This is a genomic window from Pseudomonas sp. TS_SC_3 (genome assembly GCF_056156225.1).
The window spans coordinates 2,932,615-2,951,145 of record NZ_CM149586.1 but is presented as its reverse complement, the minus strand read 5'-3'; the positions used below and the strand labels follow the sequence as shown (position 1 = coordinate 2,951,145).

Genomic DNA, 18,531 nt, shown 5'->3' with positions numbered 1-18,531 from the left:
GCTTGTGCCGCCCGGTTCAAGAGGGGAATGGCGAAATGGCAACGGTAGACCGCTGGCTTCTGCCAGATGGCATCGAAGAAGTACTGCCGCCGTACGCGGGGCGTATTGAAGTGGCGCGCCGCCAGGTGTTGGATCTGTTCCAGCGCTGGGGCTATGAATTCGTGGTCACGCCGCATATCGAATACTTGGAGTCGCTGTTGACCGGCGCAGGCCAGGATCTCGACTTGCGTACCTTTAAAGTGACTGACCCGCTGTCCGGACGGCAGATGGGCTTTCGTGCAGACATTACGCCGCAGGTGGCGCGCATCGATGCGCATACCCTGCGTCGTGAGGGGCCGAGCCGCCTGTGCTACGCCGGTAGTGTGGTGCACGCCCAGCCGCGAGCGCTGACGACTTCGCGCAGCCCGATCCAGCTGGGTGCCGAGTTGTATGGTGATGCCAGTCCGGCCAGCGATGTGGAAGTGATCAGTCTGCTGGTCAATACCCTGGAGCTGGCTGCGGTGCCGGATGTGCACATGGACCTTGGCCATGTCGGCATCTATCGTGGCCTGGCGCGTGCGGCCAAATTGTCTGGTGAGGTCGAGCAGCAGCTGTTCGATGCGCTGCAGCGCAAGGCGATGGATGAGGTCGTTGAACTGACCGAAACGCTGCCGGATGACCTGTGCAAGATGCTGCGCGCGCTCAGCGAGTTGTGTGGCGGTCGTGAAGTGCTGGACCTGGCTCAGGCCTGTTTGGTCGATGCGCCGGACGATGTGCATGCGGCGCTGGATGACTTGATGGCGATTGCCGATGCGCTGAGCTTGCGCTACCCGGAATTACCGCTGTACTTCGATCTGGGCGAGCTGCGCGGCTATCACTACCACACCGGCGTAGTGTTCGCGGCCTTTGTCCCAGGGGTGGGTTATGCCATTGCCCAAGGCGGTCGCTATGACGACATCGGCGCTGATTTTGGTCGCGCGCGTCCGGCAACAGGCTTCTCCACAGACCTGAAAACCCTGGTAAGCCTGGGGCAGATGCAGTTGGGTGACGAGCCTGCCGGTATCTGGGCCCCGGATAATCATGATGTGTTTTTGTGGCAGGCGATTGTGCGCTTGCGCCAGGACGGTCAGCGCGTGGTTCAGGCGTTGCCTGGGCAGGTCGCGGCTGACGCCGAGGCTGCAGGTTGTGATCGTCAGTTGTTGTTGCGTGATGGCCGCTGGCAGTTGGCTGCGCTGACAGCCTGAGCGGTCGTGCGAAAAGTTTCCGTCGGCTATGGCCGGCATCCAGTTTGCGAAGAGGGTTAGTGTTATGGGTAAGAATGTCGTAGTCCTGGGTACCCAGTGGGGCGATGAAGGTAAAGGCAAGATCGTCGACCTGCTCACTGAACAGGCTGCAGCTGTTGTGCGTTATCAGGGTGGCCACAATGCTGGCCACACCCTGGTAATCGACGGCGAAAAAACCGTTCTGCACCTGATCCCCTCCGGCATCCTGCGCGAAAACGTGCAGTGCCTGATCGGCAACGGCGTGGTGGTTGCGCCTGATGCGCTGATGCGTGAAATCATCAAGCTGGAAGAGAAGGGTGTGCCGGTGCGTGAGCGTCTGCGTATCAGTCCGTCCTGCCCGCTGATCCTGCCGTACCACGTGGCCCTTGATCAGGCCCGTGAGAAAGCCCGTGGCGATGCCAAGATCGGCACCACCGGCCGTGGCATTGGCCCGGCTTACGAGGACAAGGTTGCGCGCCGCGGTCTGCGCATTGGCGACCTGTTCCACCGTGAGCGTTTCGCTGCCAAGCTCGGTGAGCTGCTGGATTACCACAACTTTGTATTGGTCAATTACTACAAAGAGCCGGCCATCGACTTCCAGAAGACGCTCGACGAGTGCATGGAATACGCCGAGCTGCTCAAGCCGATGATGACCGATGTGACCGCCGTGCTCCACGATATGCGTCGTGAGGGTAAGGACATCATGTTCGAAGGCGCGCAGGGTTCGCTGTTGGATATCGACCACGGCACCTACCCCTACGTCACCAGCTCCAACACCACGGCGGGCGGTATCGCCACCGGTTCCGGTTTTGGTCCGATGTACCTGGATTACATCCTCGGTATCACCAAGGCCTACACCACTCGTGTCGGTTCGGGCCCGTTCCCGACTGAGCTGTTCGACGAAACCGGCGCGTTCCTCGCCAAGCGTGGCCACGAGTTCGGCTCCACCACCGGTCGCGCGCGTCGTTGCGGTTGGTTTGATGCGGTGATCCTGCGTCGCGCCATCGAGATCAACAGCATCTCCGGCCTGTGCCTGACCAAGCTCGATGTGCTTGACGGTCTTGAGACCATCCGTATCTGCGTGGGCTACAAAGACCAGAACGGTGATGTGCTGGTTGATGCGCCGACGGATGCCGACAGCTACCTGGGGCTGCAGCCGGTTTACGAGGAGCTGCCAGGCTGGAGCGAGTCGACCCTGGGGGCGAAAACCCTGGAAGAGCTGCCAGCTGCGGCGCGTACCTACATCAAGCGTGTGGAAGAGCTGGTCGGTGCGCCGATTGATATCGTTTCTACCGGCCCGGATCGCAACGAGACTATTGTGTTGCGTCATCCGTTTGCCTGATAGTCACAGGCAGTGCACAAAGGGTCGCCAATTGGCGGCCCTTTGTTGTTTTTGGTCCGCGTAAAAATATCCGGGCTAGCCTTTATAAATCAGTTTCCCCGCCGCTATAGGCATTACTGTTGTCAGGAGTGTCTGCCGTGTTTGCCATTATTTCTGTGCTGCGTAGTCGTTTGTTGTTGCCGGTGTTTCTCGCGCTGGGCGTGGCCTTGCTGGTGCAGGTTGTCGTGGCGGTGGCGTTAACCCGTGCCACGGTGGCAACCCTTGAGGCGGATCTGGCCAAGGGTATGCAGGCCGATACGGCGCGCCTGGTGGATGAGTTGACTAAGGCGGGTGATGAGGTGCGCGGCGGGCTTGACAGCCTGTCCGCCAGCACTGAAGCGCAGTTGGCCAAAGGCCTTTCCGCCCGGCTTGCTGAGGAGCAAGTGCAGATTCGCGGGGTGCTGGACAGCAACCTCAAGCGTTCCGCGGATGAGTTGGCGCAGCTGTTGTCGGCTGTTGCGCCCAAGGCGATCTGGGACGCCGATGTGCCGGCGCTAACAGAGTTGGCGCGCGGTGCCCATCGCAATCCTGCAGTGTTGTTTGCGGTGTACCTCGATGCGCAAGGCGCGCGGCTGACGCGTCACCTCAATCGGCAGGATTCCCGCGTGCGTACGTTGATGGCCAAAGGCGAAGGTGACGGCGCGCTGGATAAGGTCTTGCAGGCTGCCGCCAATGATCCGGGTGTGTATATCGCTGAGGCGATGATCAGTCCGATGGGCTCGGATATTGGCAAGGTTCTTTTGGGTGTTTCCACTGCGTCGGTGGATGAGGAGCTGGCGAAGCTGGATCAGCGTTTCGTCAGCCTGATCGACAGCAGTGGGCAGTTGGTTTCCGACAGTTTGAGTGGCGCGGCCACCAGCAGTGCGGACGCCCTGGCTGCGCGGTTGAGCGTGGCGCGTGAGGCGGCCGGCGGCATGGAGCAGAGCAGTCGCGAGGTGGTGCAGCAAGCCGCAGCCGGTTTGCGCTGGAACATCAGTATGGGCCTGGTGGTGGTCGCGGTTTTGATTCTGCTGGTGTTGGCGTTGGTGCTGGGGCGGCGAGTGGTCAGCAAGCTGCATACATTGATTGCGGTGCTGAATGACTGGGCAGCGGGTGAGGGTGATTTGACTCGCCGGGTCGAGCTCAATAGTCGCGATGAGATCGGCGACATGGCCGCAGCAGTCAATCGCTTCGTTGCGAAGTTGCAGCCGATTGTGCGCGAGGCGGGGGAGGTGGCATCACTCACCGGGCAGGAAATCCGCAATCTGGCTTCGCGCAGTGCGGCGGCCGAGGCGGCGGCCGAGCGTCAGCGTGATGAAGTAGCGGGCAGTTTGCAGGCGCTGGCGGAAATGGCAGGCGAGGCGCAGGCGGAAAGCCAGGCCATGCGCGAGGCATTGCAGCGCGTTGGCGCTATTCGCCAGGCAGCAGATGACAATGCCGCCATTGCGCTGCGGGTGGGTGGCTCGATTGAAGAGCTGGTGTTGCGCGTCGAGACCGGCGCGGCAGTTATTGAGCGGCTGGCCAAGCAAAGTGAGCAAATCGAAGTGGTGCTGACCGTCATTCGCTCAATCGCCGAGCAAACCAATCTTCTTGCCCTGAATGCGGCCATTGAGGCGGCGCGGGCAGGCGAGAGTGGTCGTGGTTTTGCTGTGGTAGCGGATGAGGTGCGCGCGCTGGCCAGCAAGACGCAGCAATCCACTGGAGATATCCAGACCCATATCGGCGCACTGCAGCAGGGTGCGCGCGAGGCGGTTGAGGCGATTGGGCAGGCGGGCAAGCAGGCGGATCAAGGCTTGGCTGCATTGCGTGAAAGTGCGCGCGTGCAGCAGTCGGTACGTGAGGCGGTAGAGGAGGTGCATGGTGCTATCAATGCGGCGACCGAGGCGGCGGCGCACCAGGCTGAAGGGGCGGATGCCGTACGTGGGCGCGTTGAGGTGATCCATGTCGAGGCGCAGCGGGCGGCTGAAGCTGTAGCGGCGACGGCTAACAGTGGTCGCGTGCTGGATGGCCTGGCGAAGAAACTTAAATCCAGTTTGGGGCAGTTTCGCGTTTAAGCCTGATTCGGCGGGCATGTATGCATGCCCGCTGTATTGATTGCGTGGTGATGGATTAAATCGCAGGCAATAAAAAACCGAGCCAGCGGCTCGGTTTTTTGAATTGGTGCCCAGGAGAAGACTCGAACTTCCACGACCGTAAGGTCACCAGCACCTGAAGCTGGCGTGTCTACCAATTTCACCACCTGGGCATTGATTGCAAAACTTGCTTATTTGCTATCAACTACAACTTGGTTAACTTCGTTTCCCGTCGTTGTGGCGCGCATAATACGGATCGAGTTTTTACTTGTAAACCCCTGTTGTTAAAAAATTTTATTCTGTGTGCCGGGCTGACCTGGACAGTGGTTTCGCGCTTCAATAGGCACATGGCAAACCGAATTTGTGTAGATAAGGTGAATTACCTCTAATGGCCGATTGGCAATCCCTCGATCCCGAGGCCGCTCGTGAAGCGGAAAAATACGAAAACCCCATTCCAAGTCGCGAGCTGATCCTGCAGCACTTGTCTGACCGTGGCTCCCCGGCGAGCCGTGAAGAGCTGGCCGATGAGTTTGGCATGGCCACTGAAGAGCAGCTCGAAGCGCTGCGTCGTCGTCTGCGCGCTATGGAACGCGATGGTCAACTGATCTATACCCGTCGCGGCACCTATGCCCCGGTAGACAAGCTCGACCTTATTCTGGGTCGCGTCAGCGGGCATCGTGATGGCTTTGGCTTTCTGGTGCCGGATGACGGCAGTGATGATTTGTTCCTGAGCCCTGCGCAAATGCGTCTGGTGTTCGATGGCGACCGTGCGCTGGCGCGCGTGTCTGGCCTCGATCGTCGTGGTCGCCGTGAAGGCGCCGTGGTTGAAGTAATCTCCCGTGCTCATGAAAGCATCGTTGGTCGTTATTACGAAGAAAGCGGTGTTGGCTTTGTAGTCGCCGATAACCCGAAGATTCAGCAGGAAGTGCTGGTAACACCAGGGCGCAATGCCGGCGCCAAGCAAGGTCAGTTCGTTGAGGTAAAAATCACCCACTGGCCGACCACGCGTTTCCAGCCCCAGGGTGATGTGGTTGAAGTGGTGGGTAACTATATGGCGCCGGGCATGGAAATCGACGTTGCCCTGCGCAGCTACGATATTCCACATGTCTGGCCAGAGGCTGTAGAAAAAGAGGCGCGCAAACTCAAGCCGGAAGTCGAGGAGAAGGACAAAGAGAAGCGCATCGATTTGCGCCATCTGCCGTTCGTGACCATCGACGGTGAAGACGCTCGCGACTTCGATGACGCGGTGTATTGCGAGAAAAACGGCAGTAACTGGCGCTTGTTCTCCGGTGGCTGGAAGCTCTATGTAGCCATCGCCGACGTTTCCCATTATGTGAAGATCGACTCGGCGCTCGATGCTGAAGCGCAAGTACGCGGCAACTCGGTGTACTTCCCGGAGCGGGTTATCCCGATGCTGCCGGAAGAGTTATCCAACGGCCTCTGCTCGCTGAACCCGCATGTTGATCGCCTGGCCATGGTTTGCGAGGTCAGTATCTCGAAAACCGGCAAGATGACCGATTACCAGTTTTATGAGGCGGTGATCCATTCCCATGCCCGCCTGACCTACAACAAGGTCAGTGCGATGCTTGAGCAGCCCAAGAGCAGCGAAGGCAAGGAGCTGCGCAGCGAGTACAAAGAAGTGCTGCCGCACCTCAAGCAGCTCTATTCGCTGTACCAAGTGTTGCTGGCGGCGCGTCATGAGCGCGGCGCGATTGATTTTGAAACCCAGGAAACCCGGATTATTTTCGGTGCTGGGCGCAAGATCGCAGAAATTCGCCCAACTCAGCGCAACGACGCGCACAAGTTGATCGAGGAGTGCATGTTGGCTGCCAACGTGGCCACCGCCGCCTTTATGCAGAAGCATGAAATTCCGGCGCTGTACCGCGTGCATGATTGCCCGCCGCCAGAGCGTGTGGAAAAGCTCAAGGCATTCCTCACCGAGCTGGGCTTGTCACTGCATCGCGGTAAATCCAAAGACGGTCCAGCGCCGAAGGACTACCAGCTGCTGCTCGAGAGTATTCGTGACCGGCCGGATTATCACTTGATCCAGACCGTGATGCTGCGCTCGCTGAGTCAGGCAGTTTATAGCGCGGACAATCAGGGCCACTTCGGCCTGAATTACGAGGCGTACGCGCACTTCACCTCGCCCATTCGCCGCTACCCGGATCTGCTGATTCACCGGGCTATTCGCAGCGTGATTCGCTCTAAGCTTGATACGCCGCACGTCAAGCGTGCTGGCGCGACGATCATGCCGCGTGCGCGAATTTATCCATACGACGACGCCATCCTTGAACAGCTCGGCGAGCAGTGCTCGATGTCTGAGCGTCGTGCCGATGAAGCAACCCGCGATGTGGTGAACTGGCTCAAGTGCGAGTTTATGAAGGATCGCGTTGGTGAAACCTTCCCGGGTGTGATCACGGCTGTTACGGGTTTTGGTTTGTTCGTCGAGCTGAAAGATATTTATGTCGAAGGTCTGGTGCACGTCACCGCCTTGCCGGGCGATTACTACCACTTCGACCCCGTGCATCACCGCTTGGCGGGTGAGCGCAGTGGGCGCAGCTTCCGTTTGGGCGACAGCGTTGAGGTCAAGGTTATGCGTGTCGATCTCGACGAGCGCAAGATTGACTTTGAACTGGCTGAAGGTAAAACGGCCATGCCGGTCGGTCAGCGTCGCGGCGGTTTTGAGTCGGCGGCGGGTAAAACTGGTCGTCGTGGCGAGCGTGCCGCGCCAGGCAACACCGATGTAGAAAAGAGCCGCGCGCTGAAGAAGTCGCTGCTCAGTGATTCCAAGGGCAAAACCATTAAGAGCACGGCCAAGGGTGAGTCGGCTAAGCCGGCGAGCAAGGCGGGTGCGCATCGCAAAGGCGCCTCTGCTGGCGGTGCGGCGAGCACTGCGGGTCCGCGCAAGCGTAAGGCGAAGTCATGAGTCAGCTGGAAAAGATCTACGGCGTTCACGCGGTGGAGGCGCTTCTGCGTCATCACCCGAAGCGGGTTAAGCAAATTTGGTTGGCCGAAGGGCGCAATGATCCGCGGGTTCAAGTACTGCTGGCGCTGGCGGCGGATGCGCGAGTGGCTGTCGGTCAATGCGAGCGCCGCGAGATGGATGCCTGGGTCGAAGGTGGTGTGCATCAGGGCGTAGTCGCGGATGTCAGCCCCAGCCAGGTATGGGGTGAGGCGATGCTCGATGAGCTGCTTGACCGTACCGAGGGCGCGCCCTTGTTGCTGGTGCTTGATGGCGTGACCGATCCGCACAACCTCGGGGCCTGTCTGCGGACCGCTGATGCGGCCGGGGCGCTGGCCGTGATTGTGCCGAAGGACAAGTCGGCCACGCTCAACGCTACCGTGCGTAAAGTCGCTTGCGGTGCAGCTGAGGTGATTCCGCTTGTAGCGGTGACTAACCTGGCGCGCAGTCTGGAGAAACTTCAGCAGCGCGGCTTGTGGGTCGTCGGTACGGCCGGCGAGGCGGAGCAGGAGTTGTATGAGCATGACCTGACTGGGCCGACCGTGCTGATCATGGGGGCGGAAGGCAAGGGAATGCGCCGCCTGACCCGCGAGCATTGTGATTATCTGGTGAAGTTGCCGATGGCGGGCAGCGTCAGCAGTCTCAACGTCTCGGTTGCCACCGGTGTTTGCCTGTTTGAAGCTTTGCGTCAGCGCAAGGCTGTCAGTAAGAAGTAGCGCGTGTGCCGGGCGCTCAAGGGCGCTCGGTACTGTCGAGTCGCCGGTCTGGGTGTCTTGGGTTAGTGCTTAATTGTTCAAATAATCACCAGTTAACCTTGCGTGCGCCGGGGGGCTTCACTAGAATGCGGCCCCTTGCCGTGATGGCAGGCGTTTTCGCGCCTTTCTGTTTCAGCAAGACAAACAAGTGAAATTCACTCCTTGCCTGACCGCATTTCGCGGCAGGCTACAACCCGTAAGGAGCATTTATGCGTCATTACGAAATCATCTTTCTGGTTCACCCGGACCAGAGCGAGCAAGTCGGCGGCATGGTTGAGCGTTACACCAAGCTGATCGAAGAAGACGGCGGCAAGATTCACCGCCTGGAAGATTGGGGCCGTCGCCAGCTGGCTTACGCCATCAACAACGTCCACAAAGCTCACTACGTGATGCTTAACGTTGAGTGCACCGGTAAAGCCCTGGCTGAGCTGGAAGACAACTTCCGTTACAACGATGCCGTGATCCGTAACTTGGTCATCCGCCGCGACGAGGCCGTTACTGACCAGTCCGAGATGCTCAAGGCCGAAGAAAACCGCAGTGAGCGCCGTGAGCGTCGTGACCGTCCTGAAAACGCCGATTCTGCTGATGGCGATGACAGCGACAACAACGACAGCGACAACGCTGACGAGTAATCCACGGATCTATTGAGGAGCCACTCTCATGGCACGTTTCTTCCGTCGTCGTAAATTCTGCCGTTTCACCGCAGAAGAAGTGAAAGAGATCGATTTCAAAGATCTCAACACGCTGAAAGCTTACATCTCGGAAACCGGCAAGATCGTTCCTAGCCGTATTACCGGTACTAAGGCTCGTTATCAGCGTCAGCTGGCTACCGCTATCAAGCGCGCCCGCTTCCTGGCCCTGCTGCCTTACACCGACAGCCACGGCCGCTGAGACCGGATGTTCGACAAGAAGTAAGGGATAAATTGCATGCGCGCCTTAGCTGAATTCATTATGCGCGGTCGTATGCAGGCCACTCTCGTAGTGGTGGTATCTGCGGCATTGCCGCTGCTGTTCTGGTTAAGTGCTGCCGCTGGAAGCCTGGTGCTTCTGCGGCGCGGTTGGAGTGATGCCTTTGGTATCCTCGCCTGGGCCCTGCTGCCGGCTATTGGCTGGTGGTATTTTGGTGAGCCGCGCACCCTGTTGGTGTTGCTCGGTGCGCTGGGATTAGCGTTGTTGTTGCGCGCTAATCTGTCCTGGAATCGTGTGCTGCTGTGCAGTGTGGCATTGGGTCTGGTGTATGGGCTGGTTTTAGGCGCGGTGTTCCGCGAACCCATCGAAGCAATGGCGCTTGAGCTGCAAAAGCTGATGCCGCAAATGCTCGAAGGGGTCCACCAACAAATGTCGGTGGATGAGCGAGCGCGTCTGGATAGCCTGATTGCACCGGTACTGACTGGATTGATCGCGGCATTGTTGCAAATAGTCAGCCTGTTGAGCCTGATGCTTGGGCGCTTCTGGCAGGCGCAGTTGTATAACCCGGGTGGTTTTGGCCGCGAGTTTCGCGCGTTACGCCTCCCACCACCGCTGGCGATGTTGCTGCTGGTTGGCATGCTGTTAGGGCCCAATTTGGGGCCGCAAATGGCCATGTTGACGCCGTTGTGCAGTGTGCCGCTGGCGTTTGCGGGCATCGCCCTGTTGCATGGGATGGTGGCGCAAGGTCGGTTGGGCAAGTTCTGGCTGGTTGGGTTGTACATCACGTTGTTGCTGTTTATGCAGCTGACTTATCCGTTACTGGTGGTTTTGGCCATTGTCGACAGTCTGTTTGATTTTCGTGGTCGCTTTGAGCGCAAACAAGGCTCGGGCCCCGCGAACGGTGAAGGTTAAAAGTTAAGAGGTTATTACCAAATGGAACTGATCCTGCTGGAAAAAATCGCCAACCTGGGCAACCTGGGCGATAAAGTGAATGTTAAGTCCGGTTACGGTCGTAACTTCCTGCTGCCGAAAGGCAAAGCCACCGCCGCTACTCCTGCAAACGTTGCTGCGTTTGAAGCACGTCGCGCCGAGCTGGAAAAACTGGCTGCTGAGAAGAAAGCGTACGCTGAATCTCGCTCTGCTCAGTTGGCTGAACTGGAAGTCACCATCACCGCTACTGCGGGCGATGAAGGCAAACTGTTCGGTTCTATCGGTACTCACGACATCGCTGAAGCCCTGACCGCCTCTGGCGTTGAAGTGGCCAAAGCTGAAGTGCGTCTGCCGAACGGCACTATTCGCCAGCTTGGCGAATACGACGTAGCCGTGCACCTGCACAGCGACGTTGAAGCAACCGTTAGGGTTGTTGTTGTAGCCGCCTAACGGCTGCTCAACGGGCTTGCACTTAGGTGCTGGCCCGCTAACATCGGGCACGGCATTGCGAAAGTGATGCCGTGCCCTTTGTTTTTCAAACACAGATTTTTCCCAGAGCCTTATGAACGACATCAGCTTACCCGAACAGTACGACCTGCAAACCTCCGCCCTGAAGGTGCCGCCGCACTCGATCGAGGCTGAGCAAGCCGTACTCGGCGGTTTGATGCTCGATAACAATGCCTGGGAGCGGGTGCTTGATGCGGTGTCCGATGGTGATTTCTATCGGCATGACCACCGCCTGATCTTCCGCGCAGTTTTTAAGCTGGCCGAACGCAACCACCCGTTTGACGTGGTGACCGTGTCCGAGCAACTGGACCAAGAAGGGCAGCTGTCGCAAGTCGGCGGGCTGGCCTACCTTGGCGAGTTGGCGAAGAACATTCCCTCGGTGGCCAACATCAAGGCCTATGCGCAGATCATTCGTGAGCGCGCCACGCTGCGCCAGTTGATCGGCATTAGCGGCGAGATCGCTGACAGCGCTTATATGCCGCAAGGCCGTACCGGCGCTGAGATTCTTGATGAGGCCGAGCGCCTGATTTTCCAGATCGCCGAAGCGCGGCCGAAGACCGGTGGCCCAGTTGGGATTAACGACATTCTGGTCAAAGCCATCGACCGAATCGACACCCTGTTTAACACCGGCGATGCCATCACTGGGCTGTCCACAGGCTTTAACGAGCTGGACGACCTGACCAGTGGTTTGCAGCCGGCCGACCTGATTATCGTCGCCGGCCGTCCGTCGATGGGTAAGACCACGTTCGCCATGAACCTGGTGGAAAACGCCCTGATGCGCAGCGACAAGGTGGTGATGGTGTACTCGTTGGAGATGCCTTCTGACTCCATCGTCATGCGTATGCTGGCCTCCCTCGGGCGTATCGATCAGACCAAGGTGCGTGCCGGTCGCCTGGAGGATGACGATTGGCCACGCCTGACGTCGGCGGTCAACCTGCTCAACGACCGCAAGCTGTTTATCGATGATACCGCCGGTATCTCACCCTCGGAGATGCGCGCGCGCACCCGTCGTTTGGCCCGTGAGCACGGCGAGATCGGTCTGATCATGGTCGACTACCTGCAGCTGATGCAGATTCCTGGCTCCAGCGGTGACAGCCGAGTCAACGAGATTTCCGAAATCTCCCGCTCGCTCAAAGCCTTGGCCAAGGAATTCAATTGCCCGGTTATCGCCCTGTCGCAGCTTAACCGCGGCCTGGAGCAGCGCCCGAACAAACGCCCGATCAACTCCGACTTGCGTGAGTCCGGGGCCATCGAGCAGGACGCCGACATCATCATGTTCGTCTACCGCGACGAGGTGTATCACCCCGAAACCGAATACAAAGGGGTTGCCGAGATCATCATTGGCAAGCAGCGTAACGGCCCCTTGGGCACTGCACGGCTGGCGTTCCTTGGTAAGTATTCACGCTTTGAGAATCTGGCGCCGGGCAGTTATCAGTTCGACGAGGACTGACGTTATCGCGCTGTAGTGCAGCGTCTTAACGAGCCAGATCAATAAAAACAGGCGGCCAGTGGTTAAACTGGCCGCCTGTTTTTATTTAAGGACACCGCTCTCATGCGCCCGCTTGTTGCCACCATCGACCTCTCCGCCATTGTTCATAACTATGCCGTGGCCAAACGCTGCGCGCCGGGGCGGCAAGCGTTTGCGGTGGTCAAGGCCAATGCATACGGCCACGGCGTGCGCGAGGTGGTAACGGCCCTGCACGATGTGGCGGACGGCTTTGCCGTGGCCTGCCTGGAGGAGGCCGCCGAGGTACGTGCCCTGCATGCTGAGGCGCGAATCCTGTTGTTGGAAGGCTGCTTTGCCGCCGACGACTATCAGTTCGCCGCGCAGCTGGGGTTGGATGTGGTGTTGCACAGCGAGCTGCAGGCGCAACAGCTGCTCGCGGCCACCTTAAGCCAGCCTGTGAATGTCTGGTTGAAACTCGACAGCGGCATGCATCGGCTGGGCTTTAACGCAGCCACGCTGCGTGAGTGGCACGCGCATTTGCAGGGCGCTGCGCAGGTCGGCGAGCTGAATCTTATTAGCCACTTTGCCTGTGCGGATGAGCGTGGCAACGAAATGACCGAGCAGCAGTTGGAGCAGTTTCTGGATCTGCTGGACCTGGACTTTGCCCAGCGCTCACTGGCTAATTCGGCCGCCATTCTGACGATCCCGGCAGCGCACATGGATTGGTTGCGCCCCGGCATCATGCTGTACGGCGCGACGCCATTTGCTGACCTCACGGCGATAGCGCTGGGTGTGCGCCCGGCCATGAGCCTGACAGCGCAGCTGATTGCCTGCCGGGATGTGGCGGTGGGAGAAACGGTTGGCTACGGCGGCAGCTGGCGCGCTGAGCGGCCGTCGCGTATCGGCACCGTCAGTTGTGGTTATGCTGATGGTTATCCGCGGCATGCGCCACCGGGTACGCCGCTGATTGTGCGGGGCCAGCGCGTGGCACTGGTCGGGCGAGTGTCGATGGATATGTTGGCGGTTGATCTGACAGATTTGCCCGCCGCAACTGTCGGCGATGAAGTGGAGTTGTGGGGGGCGCAGTTACCGGTCGATGACGTGGCGCAGGCTGCCGGCACCATCGGCTACGAGCTGCTCAGCAAAGTCACGGCGCGAGTGCCGCGCCGCTATCGGCAAAGCTGAGTCGGCGAACTTGCTGTGCGCCGTCCTGTCCGGCGCACGTGTTGGCGCCCATGGCGCACTAGGGCTGTGTCAACGCCATTAAACCCAGCGTTTGAGTCGGGTTTGGTTAAATTTTGTGCTATATTCCGCGGCCGCGATTTTCCATCCCTGTTCGCCTACACCGGTCACTTTCCATGTCCATGCAAACCGCCAAGCCGTTATTCGATTATCCAAAGTACTGGGCCGAGTGTTTCGGGCCTGCGCCTTTCCTGCCGATGAGTCGGGAAGAGATGGATCAGCTTGGCTGGGACAGCTGCGACATCATCATCGTCACCGGTGATGCCTACGTGGATCATCCGTCGTTCGGCATGGCGATTATCGGCCGGCTGCTGGAGTCGCAAGGCTTTCGCGTCGGCATCATCGCCCAGCCCAACTGGCAGTCGAAAGACGACTTTATGAAGCTCGGCGAGCCGAACCTGTTCTTCGGCGTCGCGGCCGGCAACATGGACTCGATGATCAACCGTTACACCGCCGACAAGAAAATCCGTTCCGACGACGCCTACACCCCCGGCGGCCTGGCCGGTAAGCGTCCGGACCGCGCCAGCCTGGTGTACAGCCAGCGCTGCAAAGAAGCCTACAAAAACGTGCCGATCGTCCTCGGCGGTATTGAAGCATCCCTGCGCCGTATTGCGCATTACGACTACTGGCAGGACCGGGTGCGTAACTCGATCCTGATCGACGCCAGCGCCGACATTCTGCTGTACGGCAACGCCGAGCGCGCCATTGTCGAAGTGGCCCAGCGCCTGTCCTACGGTCACAAGATCGAGGACATCACCGATGTGCGCGGCACCGCGTTTATACGCCGCGATACACCTCAGGGCTGGTACGAGGTGGATTCCACGCGCATCGACCGGCCGGGTAAGGTCGACAAGATCATCAACCCGTACGTGAACACCCAGGACACCGAAGCCTGCGCCATCGAGCAGAGCAAAGGGCCGCTGGAAGACCCGAACGAGCCCAAGATCGTGCAATTGCTCGCCAGCCCGCGCATGACTCGCGATAAGACGGTGATCCGCCTGCCGTCCATGGAAAAAGTGCGCAACGACCCCGTCCTGTACGCTCACGCCAACCGCGTGCTGCACCTTGAAACCAACCCGGGCAACGCCCGCGCGCTGGTGCAGAAACATGGCGAAGTGGATGTGTGGTTCAACCCGCCACCCATCCCGATGACCACCGAAGAGATGGACTACGTGTTCGGCATGCCTTATCAGCGTGTGCCGCACCCGACGTATGGCAAGGAGAAAATTCCGGCCTACGAGATGATCCGCTTCTCGGTCAACATCATGCGCGGCTGCTTCGGCGGCTGCACCTTCTGCTCGATTACCGAGCACGAAGGCCGCATCATCCAGAACCGTTCGGAAGAGTCGATCATCCGCGAGATCGAAGAAATCCGCGACAAGGTGCCGGGCTTTACCGGGGTGATTTCCGACCTCGGCGGGCCAACCGCGAACATGTACCGCATTGCCTGTAAAAGCCCGGAAATCGAATCCGCGTGCCGCAAGCCTTCGTGCGTGTTCCCCGGCATTTGTCCGAACCTGAACACCGATCACTCGGCCTTGATTCAGCTCTATCGCAGCGCCCGCGCTTTGCCTGGCGTGAAGAAGATTCTGATTGCTTCCGGCCTGCGCTATGACCTCGCCGTCGAGTCGCCGGAGTATGTGAAGGAGCTGGTCACCCACCACGTCGGTGGCTACCTGAAAATCGCCCCGGAGCACACCGAGGAAGGCCCGCTGAATCAGATGATGAAGCCGGGCATTGGCAGCTATGACAAGTTCAAGCGCATGTTCGAGAAGTACTCGAAAGAGGCGGGCAAAGAGCAGTACCTGATCCCGTACTTTATCGCTGCGCACCCCGGCACCACTGACGAAGATATGATGAACCTCGCGCTGTGGCTCAAGGGTAATGGCTTCCGCGCCGACCAGGTGCAGGCTTTCTACCCGTCGCCAATGGCCACGGCCACGGCCATGTACCACTCGGGTAAAAACCCGCTGCGCAAGGTTAGCTACAAGAGCGACGGCGTCGCCATCGTTAAAAGCGAAGAGCAGCGCCGCCTGCACAAGGCCTTCCTGCGTTACCACGACCCGAAAGGCTGGCCGATGCTGCGTGAGGCGCTGACTCGCATGGGCCGCGCCGATCTGATCGGGCCGGGCAAGAATCAGCTGATCCCGCTGCATCAGCCGGCGACTGACGGCTACCAGAGCGCACGCCGTAAGAACTCGACGCCAGCCGGTAGCCACAAAGTCGCCAAGGACGCCACCAAGAGCAAGCCAATGCTGACCCAGCACACTGGCTTGCCGCCGCGTGACACCGGCGCAGCAGGTGGCAACCCTTGGGACAAGCGCGAGCAGGCCAAAGCGGCTGCGCAGGCGCGTAACCAGCAGGCGGCCAAAGAGCGTTCCGACGCGGCCAAAGGCAAAGGTAAGAAACCGGTGAAGAAACCGGCTGTGCCGCGCTGATTGTGCGGAAATAAAAAACGCCAGCTTCGTGCTGGCGTTTTTGATGATGGCGCTTACGGTTTTGTCGCGGCTAAAGCGGAAAGTCGCCCGGTACCTCCCACAAGCGCATCGGGTCTGGTGGAAGCCCGTGTAGGGTAGATGACGCCTTTTTCATCCACCACCGTGCCGCCCGCGGTGGATGGATAAAGCGCCATTCACCCGACGGCTTCAGCCGTAGCGCTTCTGCGCCTCGATGGCCAAGCCGCTGCCGATGCTGCCAAAGGTGTTGCCTTCTACGTGTTGGGCGTTGGGTAGCATGGCCGCGACGCTCTGGCGCAGCGCCGGGATGCCGCTGGAGCCGCCGGTAAAGAACACCGTATCGACCTGCGCCACGCTGACGCCGGCATCGCTGAGCAGCTGGGTGACGCTGGCGCGCACGCGCTCCAGCAGCGGTTCGATGGCGCCTTCAAACAGCTCACGGGTCAATTCGGCGACCAGGCCATCTTCCAGGCGGCTAAGGTCGATGGGCCGCGCATCCTGCTCGGTTAGGGCAATCTTGCTTTCCTCTACCTGCATGGCCAGCCAGTGGCCGTCGCGGCGCTCAATCAGCTGCATTAGGCGATCGATCCCAGTTGGGTCGACGATGTCATAGCGCATGCTTTGCAGCTGGCGTTGCGACTGCGCCGAATAGACCGCGTTGATGGTGTGCCAGGTCGCCAGATTCAGGTGGGTGCTGGTGGGCATTGGCGCAGCGCTTTTCATTCGGCTGCCGTAGCCGAACAGCGGCATCACGCCGGCGAGCGAGAGTTGCTTGTCAAAGTCGGTACCGCCGATATGTACGCCACCGGTGGCGAGGATGTCAGTATGCCGGTCGGCGACGCTGCGGCGTTCAGGGGCCAAACGCACCAGGGAAAAGTCCGAAGTACCGCCGCCGATATCGACAATCAGCACCAGTTCTTCACGGTCGATGCCGGACTCGTAGTCGAAGGCGGCGGCAATCGGCTCGTATTGGAACGACACGTCCTTAAAGCCAAGCTTGTGCGCCACGGCCACCAGGGTGTTTTGCGCCTCCAGGTCGGCCACCGGATCGTCGTCGACGAAGAACACCGGGCGGCCCAGCACCACTTCCTCAAAGGGCCGGCCGGCGGCAGCTTCAGCGCGGTTTTTCAACTCGCCGATAAAGAAGCCGAGCAGGTCTTTGAACGGCAGGGCGCTGCCCAGCACCGTGGTTTCGCTTTTCAGCAATTTGCTGCCCAGCAAGCTTTTCAGCGAGCGCATCAGGCGACCTTCATAGCCTTCCAGGTATTCATGCAGAGCCAGGCGGCCATACACCGGTCGGCGCTCTTCCATATTGAAAAACACCACGGAGGGCAGGGTGATCTTGCCGTCTTCCAGCGGGATCAGCGTCTCGGCGTCGGGGCGTAGCCAGCCGACGGTGGAGTTGGAGGTGCCAAAGTCGATGCCGCAGGCGCGGGCGGGAGTGGAGAGAATCATGCGGCGCGCTGTTCCTGAAAAATGACCGGGAGTTTTTTGATGGCGCCTTGCGGTGCGCTCAACACAAAAAACGGCCGCGCATTCTATGCGAGTGCGCGGCGCAATGCTGCTCCGGTTATCCGGTCTTGAACGGGCTTTCTCAGGCTTGGCTTGCGGCGGCTAGTGCGAGCGGGTCTTACGGCTTTGCCACTGTGTCCACTCGAAGCCCAGTACCACCAGCAGCGACAGCGCGAATGGCAGCAACAGGTAGAAGCCGCGGAACACGATCAGCGCAGCAAGCACCTGCGCTGTCGGCAGTTCCGGCATGGCCGCGAGGAAGGTCACTTCCAGTACGCCCAGGCCACCGGGTGCGTGGGACAGCAGCGCCAGTGAGAACGAGGCGAGAAATACGCCAAACACCACCAAGTAGCCTGGGTTGTTTTCCGCTGGCAGAGCGAAATAGATAATCGCTGCGGCGCAGGCCAGCTCCAGCGGGCCGGCCAGCAGCTGCCGCCAAACAATGTGCAGGCGCGGGTATTCGACATGCAATTTGCCCCAGTGCCAGGGCTTGAACTGCCGCCATGAGCCGAGCACGTACAAGGCAACCAGTAGCAGCAGGGCGATGCCGATGATCACGGACACCAAGGGCGTTATGTCGGCCACGCGGTGGATCAGGGTCGGCTCCAGCACCAACACGCAGCCGCTGGCCAACAGGGTACCGAGGACGAAGGTGAAGGAGCAGAAGACGATCAGGATGCTGATTTCCTGCGGCGTCATGCCTTTGCTGCGGTAGGCGCGGTAGCGTACCAGGGCGCCGGAGAACACCGATGCCCCAATGTTGTGGGCCAGGGCATAGGTGGTGAAGGAGCACAGGCTGATAAAGCGCCAGTGGATATGTTTGCCCAAGTGAGTGAGGGCGATGCGGTCATACCAGGCCAGAGCGCTGTAAGCACCGAGGGTGGCGCCCGCTGCCAGCAGCCAGTCCAGGTGTGGAATGGCGCGCAGGCTGTCGGTGATTTCAGCCAGCGAGATGTTCTGCACCTGGTGATAAAGCAGGTAGCACGACAGCAGCACAGCTCCGAGACCCACCAGAGTCCAGATCAGATCGCTCCTTCTCATCACGGGTGACGCTCCACTGAAATCACTCCTTTAGTGCTTCACTCTGCACGGCGCATCACGCACGGTCAGGGTGAAGGTTGCGCAGTATCGCGAAGGT

The 18,531-nt window shown here is 59.8% G+C and carries 14 protein-coding genes, 1 tRNA gene and 1 pseudogene; 13 read left to right on the top strand and 3 right to left on the bottom strand.

Annotation, left to right across the window (positions count from 1 at the left end):
* Positions 1 to 35 precede the first annotated feature (35 nt).
* The 4 genes and pseudogenes from AC0J6G_RS14090 to AC0J6G_RS14075 all read left to right on the top strand — a co-directional run bounded on the left by AC0J6G_RS14090 (position 36) and on the right by AC0J6G_RS14075 (position 4,655).
* Positions 36 to 1,223: an ATP phosphoribosyltransferase regulatory subunit gene (locus AC0J6G_RS14090; RefSeq protein ID WP_475248689.1), complete on the top strand. Its 1,188-nt coding sequence runs from the start codon at positions 36 to 38 to the stop codon at positions 1,221 to 1,223.
* Positions 1,224 to 1,287: 64 nt separating this feature from the next.
* Entirely contained in the window at positions 1,288 to 2,583 is a 1,296-nt protein-coding gene (locus AC0J6G_RS14085) for an adenylosuccinate synthase (RefSeq protein WP_090249662.1), read from the top strand.
* A gap of 284 nt (positions 2,584 to 2,867) precedes the next feature.
* Positions 2,868 to 3,797: pseudogene (locus tag AC0J6G_RS14080) on the top strand (HAMP domain-containing protein); the annotation flags it as partial.
* Positions 3,771 to 4,655 (top strand): methyl-accepting chemotaxis protein, encoded by an 885-nt coding sequence (locus tag AC0J6G_RS14075; RefSeq protein WP_475253766.1) that lies wholly within the window; start codon positions 3,771 to 3,773, stop codon positions 4,653 to 4,655. The pseudogene AC0J6G_RS14080 and the gene AC0J6G_RS14075, both read left to right, overlap by 27 nt.
* A gap of 104 nt (positions 4,656 to 4,759) precedes the next feature.
* Here the strand turns inward: AC0J6G_RS14075 and AC0J6G_RS14070 are convergent.
* Positions 4,760 to 4,846 (bottom strand) — tRNA-Leu (locus tag AC0J6G_RS14070).
* Positions 4,847 to 5,061: 215 nt separating this feature from the next.
* Here AC0J6G_RS14070 and rnr point away from each other — a divergent pair.
* The 9 genes from rnr to AC0J6G_RS14025 all read left to right on the top strand — a co-directional run bounded on the left by rnr (position 5,062) and on the right by AC0J6G_RS14025 (position 15,863).
* Positions 5,062 to 7,599, top strand: coding sequence for a ribonuclease R (gene rnr, locus AC0J6G_RS14065; RefSeq protein WP_475248687.1), 2,538 nt, complete (start codon positions 5,062 to 5,064; stop codon positions 7,597 to 7,599).
* Positions 7,596 to 8,351: a 23S rRNA (guanosine(2251)-2'-O)-methyltransferase RlmB gene (gene rlmB, locus AC0J6G_RS14060; protein ID WP_475248685.1), complete on the top strand. Its 756-nt coding sequence runs from the start codon at positions 7,596 to 7,598 to the stop codon at positions 8,349 to 8,351. Before rnr ends, rlmB begins: the two co-directional genes overlap by 4 nt.
* 248 nt (positions 8,352 to 8,599) lie before the next feature.
* Complete coding sequence (gene rpsF, locus AC0J6G_RS14055) at positions 8,600 to 9,022, top strand: 30S ribosomal protein S6 (protein ID WP_475248683.1); 423 nt, start codon at positions 8,600 to 8,602, stop codon at positions 9,020 to 9,022.
* Between the two features lie 28 nt (positions 9,023 to 9,050).
* Positions 9,051 to 9,281, top strand: a complete 231-nt coding sequence (gene rpsR / locus AC0J6G_RS14050; RefSeq protein WP_069519637.1) for a 30S ribosomal protein S18 — start codon at positions 9,051 to 9,053, stop codon at positions 9,279 to 9,281.
* A gap of 36 nt (positions 9,282 to 9,317) precedes the next feature.
* Complete coding sequence (locus tag AC0J6G_RS14045; RefSeq protein ID WP_475248681.1) at positions 9,318 to 10,211, top strand: hypothetical protein; 894 nt, start codon at positions 9,318 to 9,320, stop codon at positions 10,209 to 10,211.
* Positions 10,212 to 10,232: 21 nt separating this feature from the next.
* Entirely contained in the window at positions 10,233 to 10,679 is a 447-nt protein-coding gene (gene rplI / locus AC0J6G_RS14040; protein ID WP_475248679.1) for a 50S ribosomal protein L9, read from the top strand.
* A 112-nt stretch (positions 10,680 to 10,791) separates the two neighbouring features.
* Positions 10,792 to 12,186 carry a replicative DNA helicase gene (gene dnaB / locus AC0J6G_RS14035; protein ID WP_475248677.1) on the top strand — a complete coding sequence of 465 codons (1,395 nt, stop codon included), beginning with the start codon at positions 10,792 to 10,794 and terminating at the stop codon, positions 12,184 to 12,186.
* Positions 12,187 to 12,288: 102 nt separating this feature from the next.
* Positions 12,289 to 13,368, top strand: coding sequence for an alanine racemase (gene alr / locus AC0J6G_RS14030; protein ID WP_475248676.1), 1,080 nt, complete (start codon positions 12,289 to 12,291; stop codon positions 13,366 to 13,368).
* Between the two features lie 179 nt (positions 13,369 to 13,547).
* Positions 13,548 to 15,863 carry a YgiQ family radical SAM protein gene (locus AC0J6G_RS14025; protein ID WP_475253764.1) on the top strand — a complete coding sequence of 772 codons (2,316 nt, stop codon included), beginning with the start codon at positions 13,548 to 13,550 and terminating at the stop codon, positions 15,861 to 15,863.
* Between the two features lie 207 nt (positions 15,864 to 16,070).
* Here the strand turns inward: AC0J6G_RS14025 and AC0J6G_RS14020 are convergent, their stop codons facing one another.
* Both AC0J6G_RS14020 and AC0J6G_RS14015 read right to left on the bottom strand, forming a co-directional pair.
* On the bottom strand, positions 16,071 to 17,336 hold the full coding sequence (locus AC0J6G_RS14020; RefSeq protein WP_475248674.1) for an Hsp70 family protein: 1,266 nt from the start codon (positions 17,334 to 17,336) through the stop codon (positions 16,071 to 16,073).
* Positions 17,337 to 17,495: 159 nt separating this feature from the next.
* Positions 17,496 to 18,437: a lysylphosphatidylglycerol synthase transmembrane domain-containing protein gene (locus tag AC0J6G_RS14015; protein ID WP_475248672.1), complete on the bottom strand. Its 942-nt coding sequence runs from the start codon at positions 18,435 to 18,437 to the stop codon at positions 17,496 to 17,498.
* Positions 18,438 to 18,531: the final 94 nt, after the last annotated feature.

What these genes read in the sequence shown, in the direction of transcription:
- rplI (WP_475248679.1), top strand. Translation starts at nt 10,233, where the DNA reads ATGGAACTGATCCTGCTGGAAAAAATCGCCAACCTGGGCAACCTGGGC.
- AC0J6G_RS14025 (WP_475253764.1), top strand. Translation starts at nt 13,548, where the DNA reads ATGCAAACCGCCAAGCCGTTATTCGATTATCCAAAGTACTGGGCCGAG.
- rpsF (WP_475248683.1), top strand. Translation starts at nt 8,600, where the DNA reads ATGCGTCATTACGAAATCATCTTTCTGGTTCACCCGGACCAGAGCGAG.
- AC0J6G_RS14090 (WP_475248689.1), top strand. Translation starts at nt 36, where the DNA reads ATGGCAACGGTAGACCGCTGGCTTCTGCCAGATGGCATCGAAGAAGTA.
- AC0J6G_RS14075 (WP_475253766.1), top strand. Translation starts at nt 3,771, where the DNA reads ATGGCCGCAGCAGTCAATCGCTTCGTTGCGAAGTTGCAGCCGATTGTG.
- alr (WP_475248676.1), top strand. Translation starts at nt 12,289, where the DNA reads ATGCGCCCGCTTGTTGCCACCATCGACCTCTCCGCCATTGTTCATAAC.
- AC0J6G_RS14020 (WP_475248674.1), bottom strand. Translation starts at nt 17,336, where the DNA reads ATGATTCTCTCCACTCCCGCCCGCGCCTGCGGCATCGACTTTGGCACC.
- AC0J6G_RS14045 (WP_475248681.1), top strand. Translation starts at nt 9,318, where the DNA reads ATGCGCGCCTTAGCTGAATTCATTATGCGCGGTCGTATGCAGGCCACT.
- rpsR (WP_069519637.1), top strand. Translation starts at nt 9,051, where the DNA reads ATGGCACGTTTCTTCCGTCGTCGTAAATTCTGCCGTTTCACCGCAGAA.
- dnaB (WP_475248677.1), top strand. Translation starts at nt 10,792, where the DNA reads ATGAACGACATCAGCTTACCCGAACAGTACGACCTGCAAACCTCCGCC.
- rlmB (WP_475248685.1), top strand. Translation starts at nt 7,596, where the DNA reads ATGAGTCAGCTGGAAAAGATCTACGGCGTTCACGCGGTGGAGGCGCTT.
- AC0J6G_RS14085 (WP_090249662.1), top strand. Translation starts at nt 1,288, where the DNA reads ATGGGTAAGAATGTCGTAGTCCTGGGTACCCAGTGGGGCGATGAAGGT.
- rnr (WP_475248687.1), top strand. Translation starts at nt 5,062, where the DNA reads ATGGCCGATTGGCAATCCCTCGATCCCGAGGCCGCTCGTGAAGCGGAA.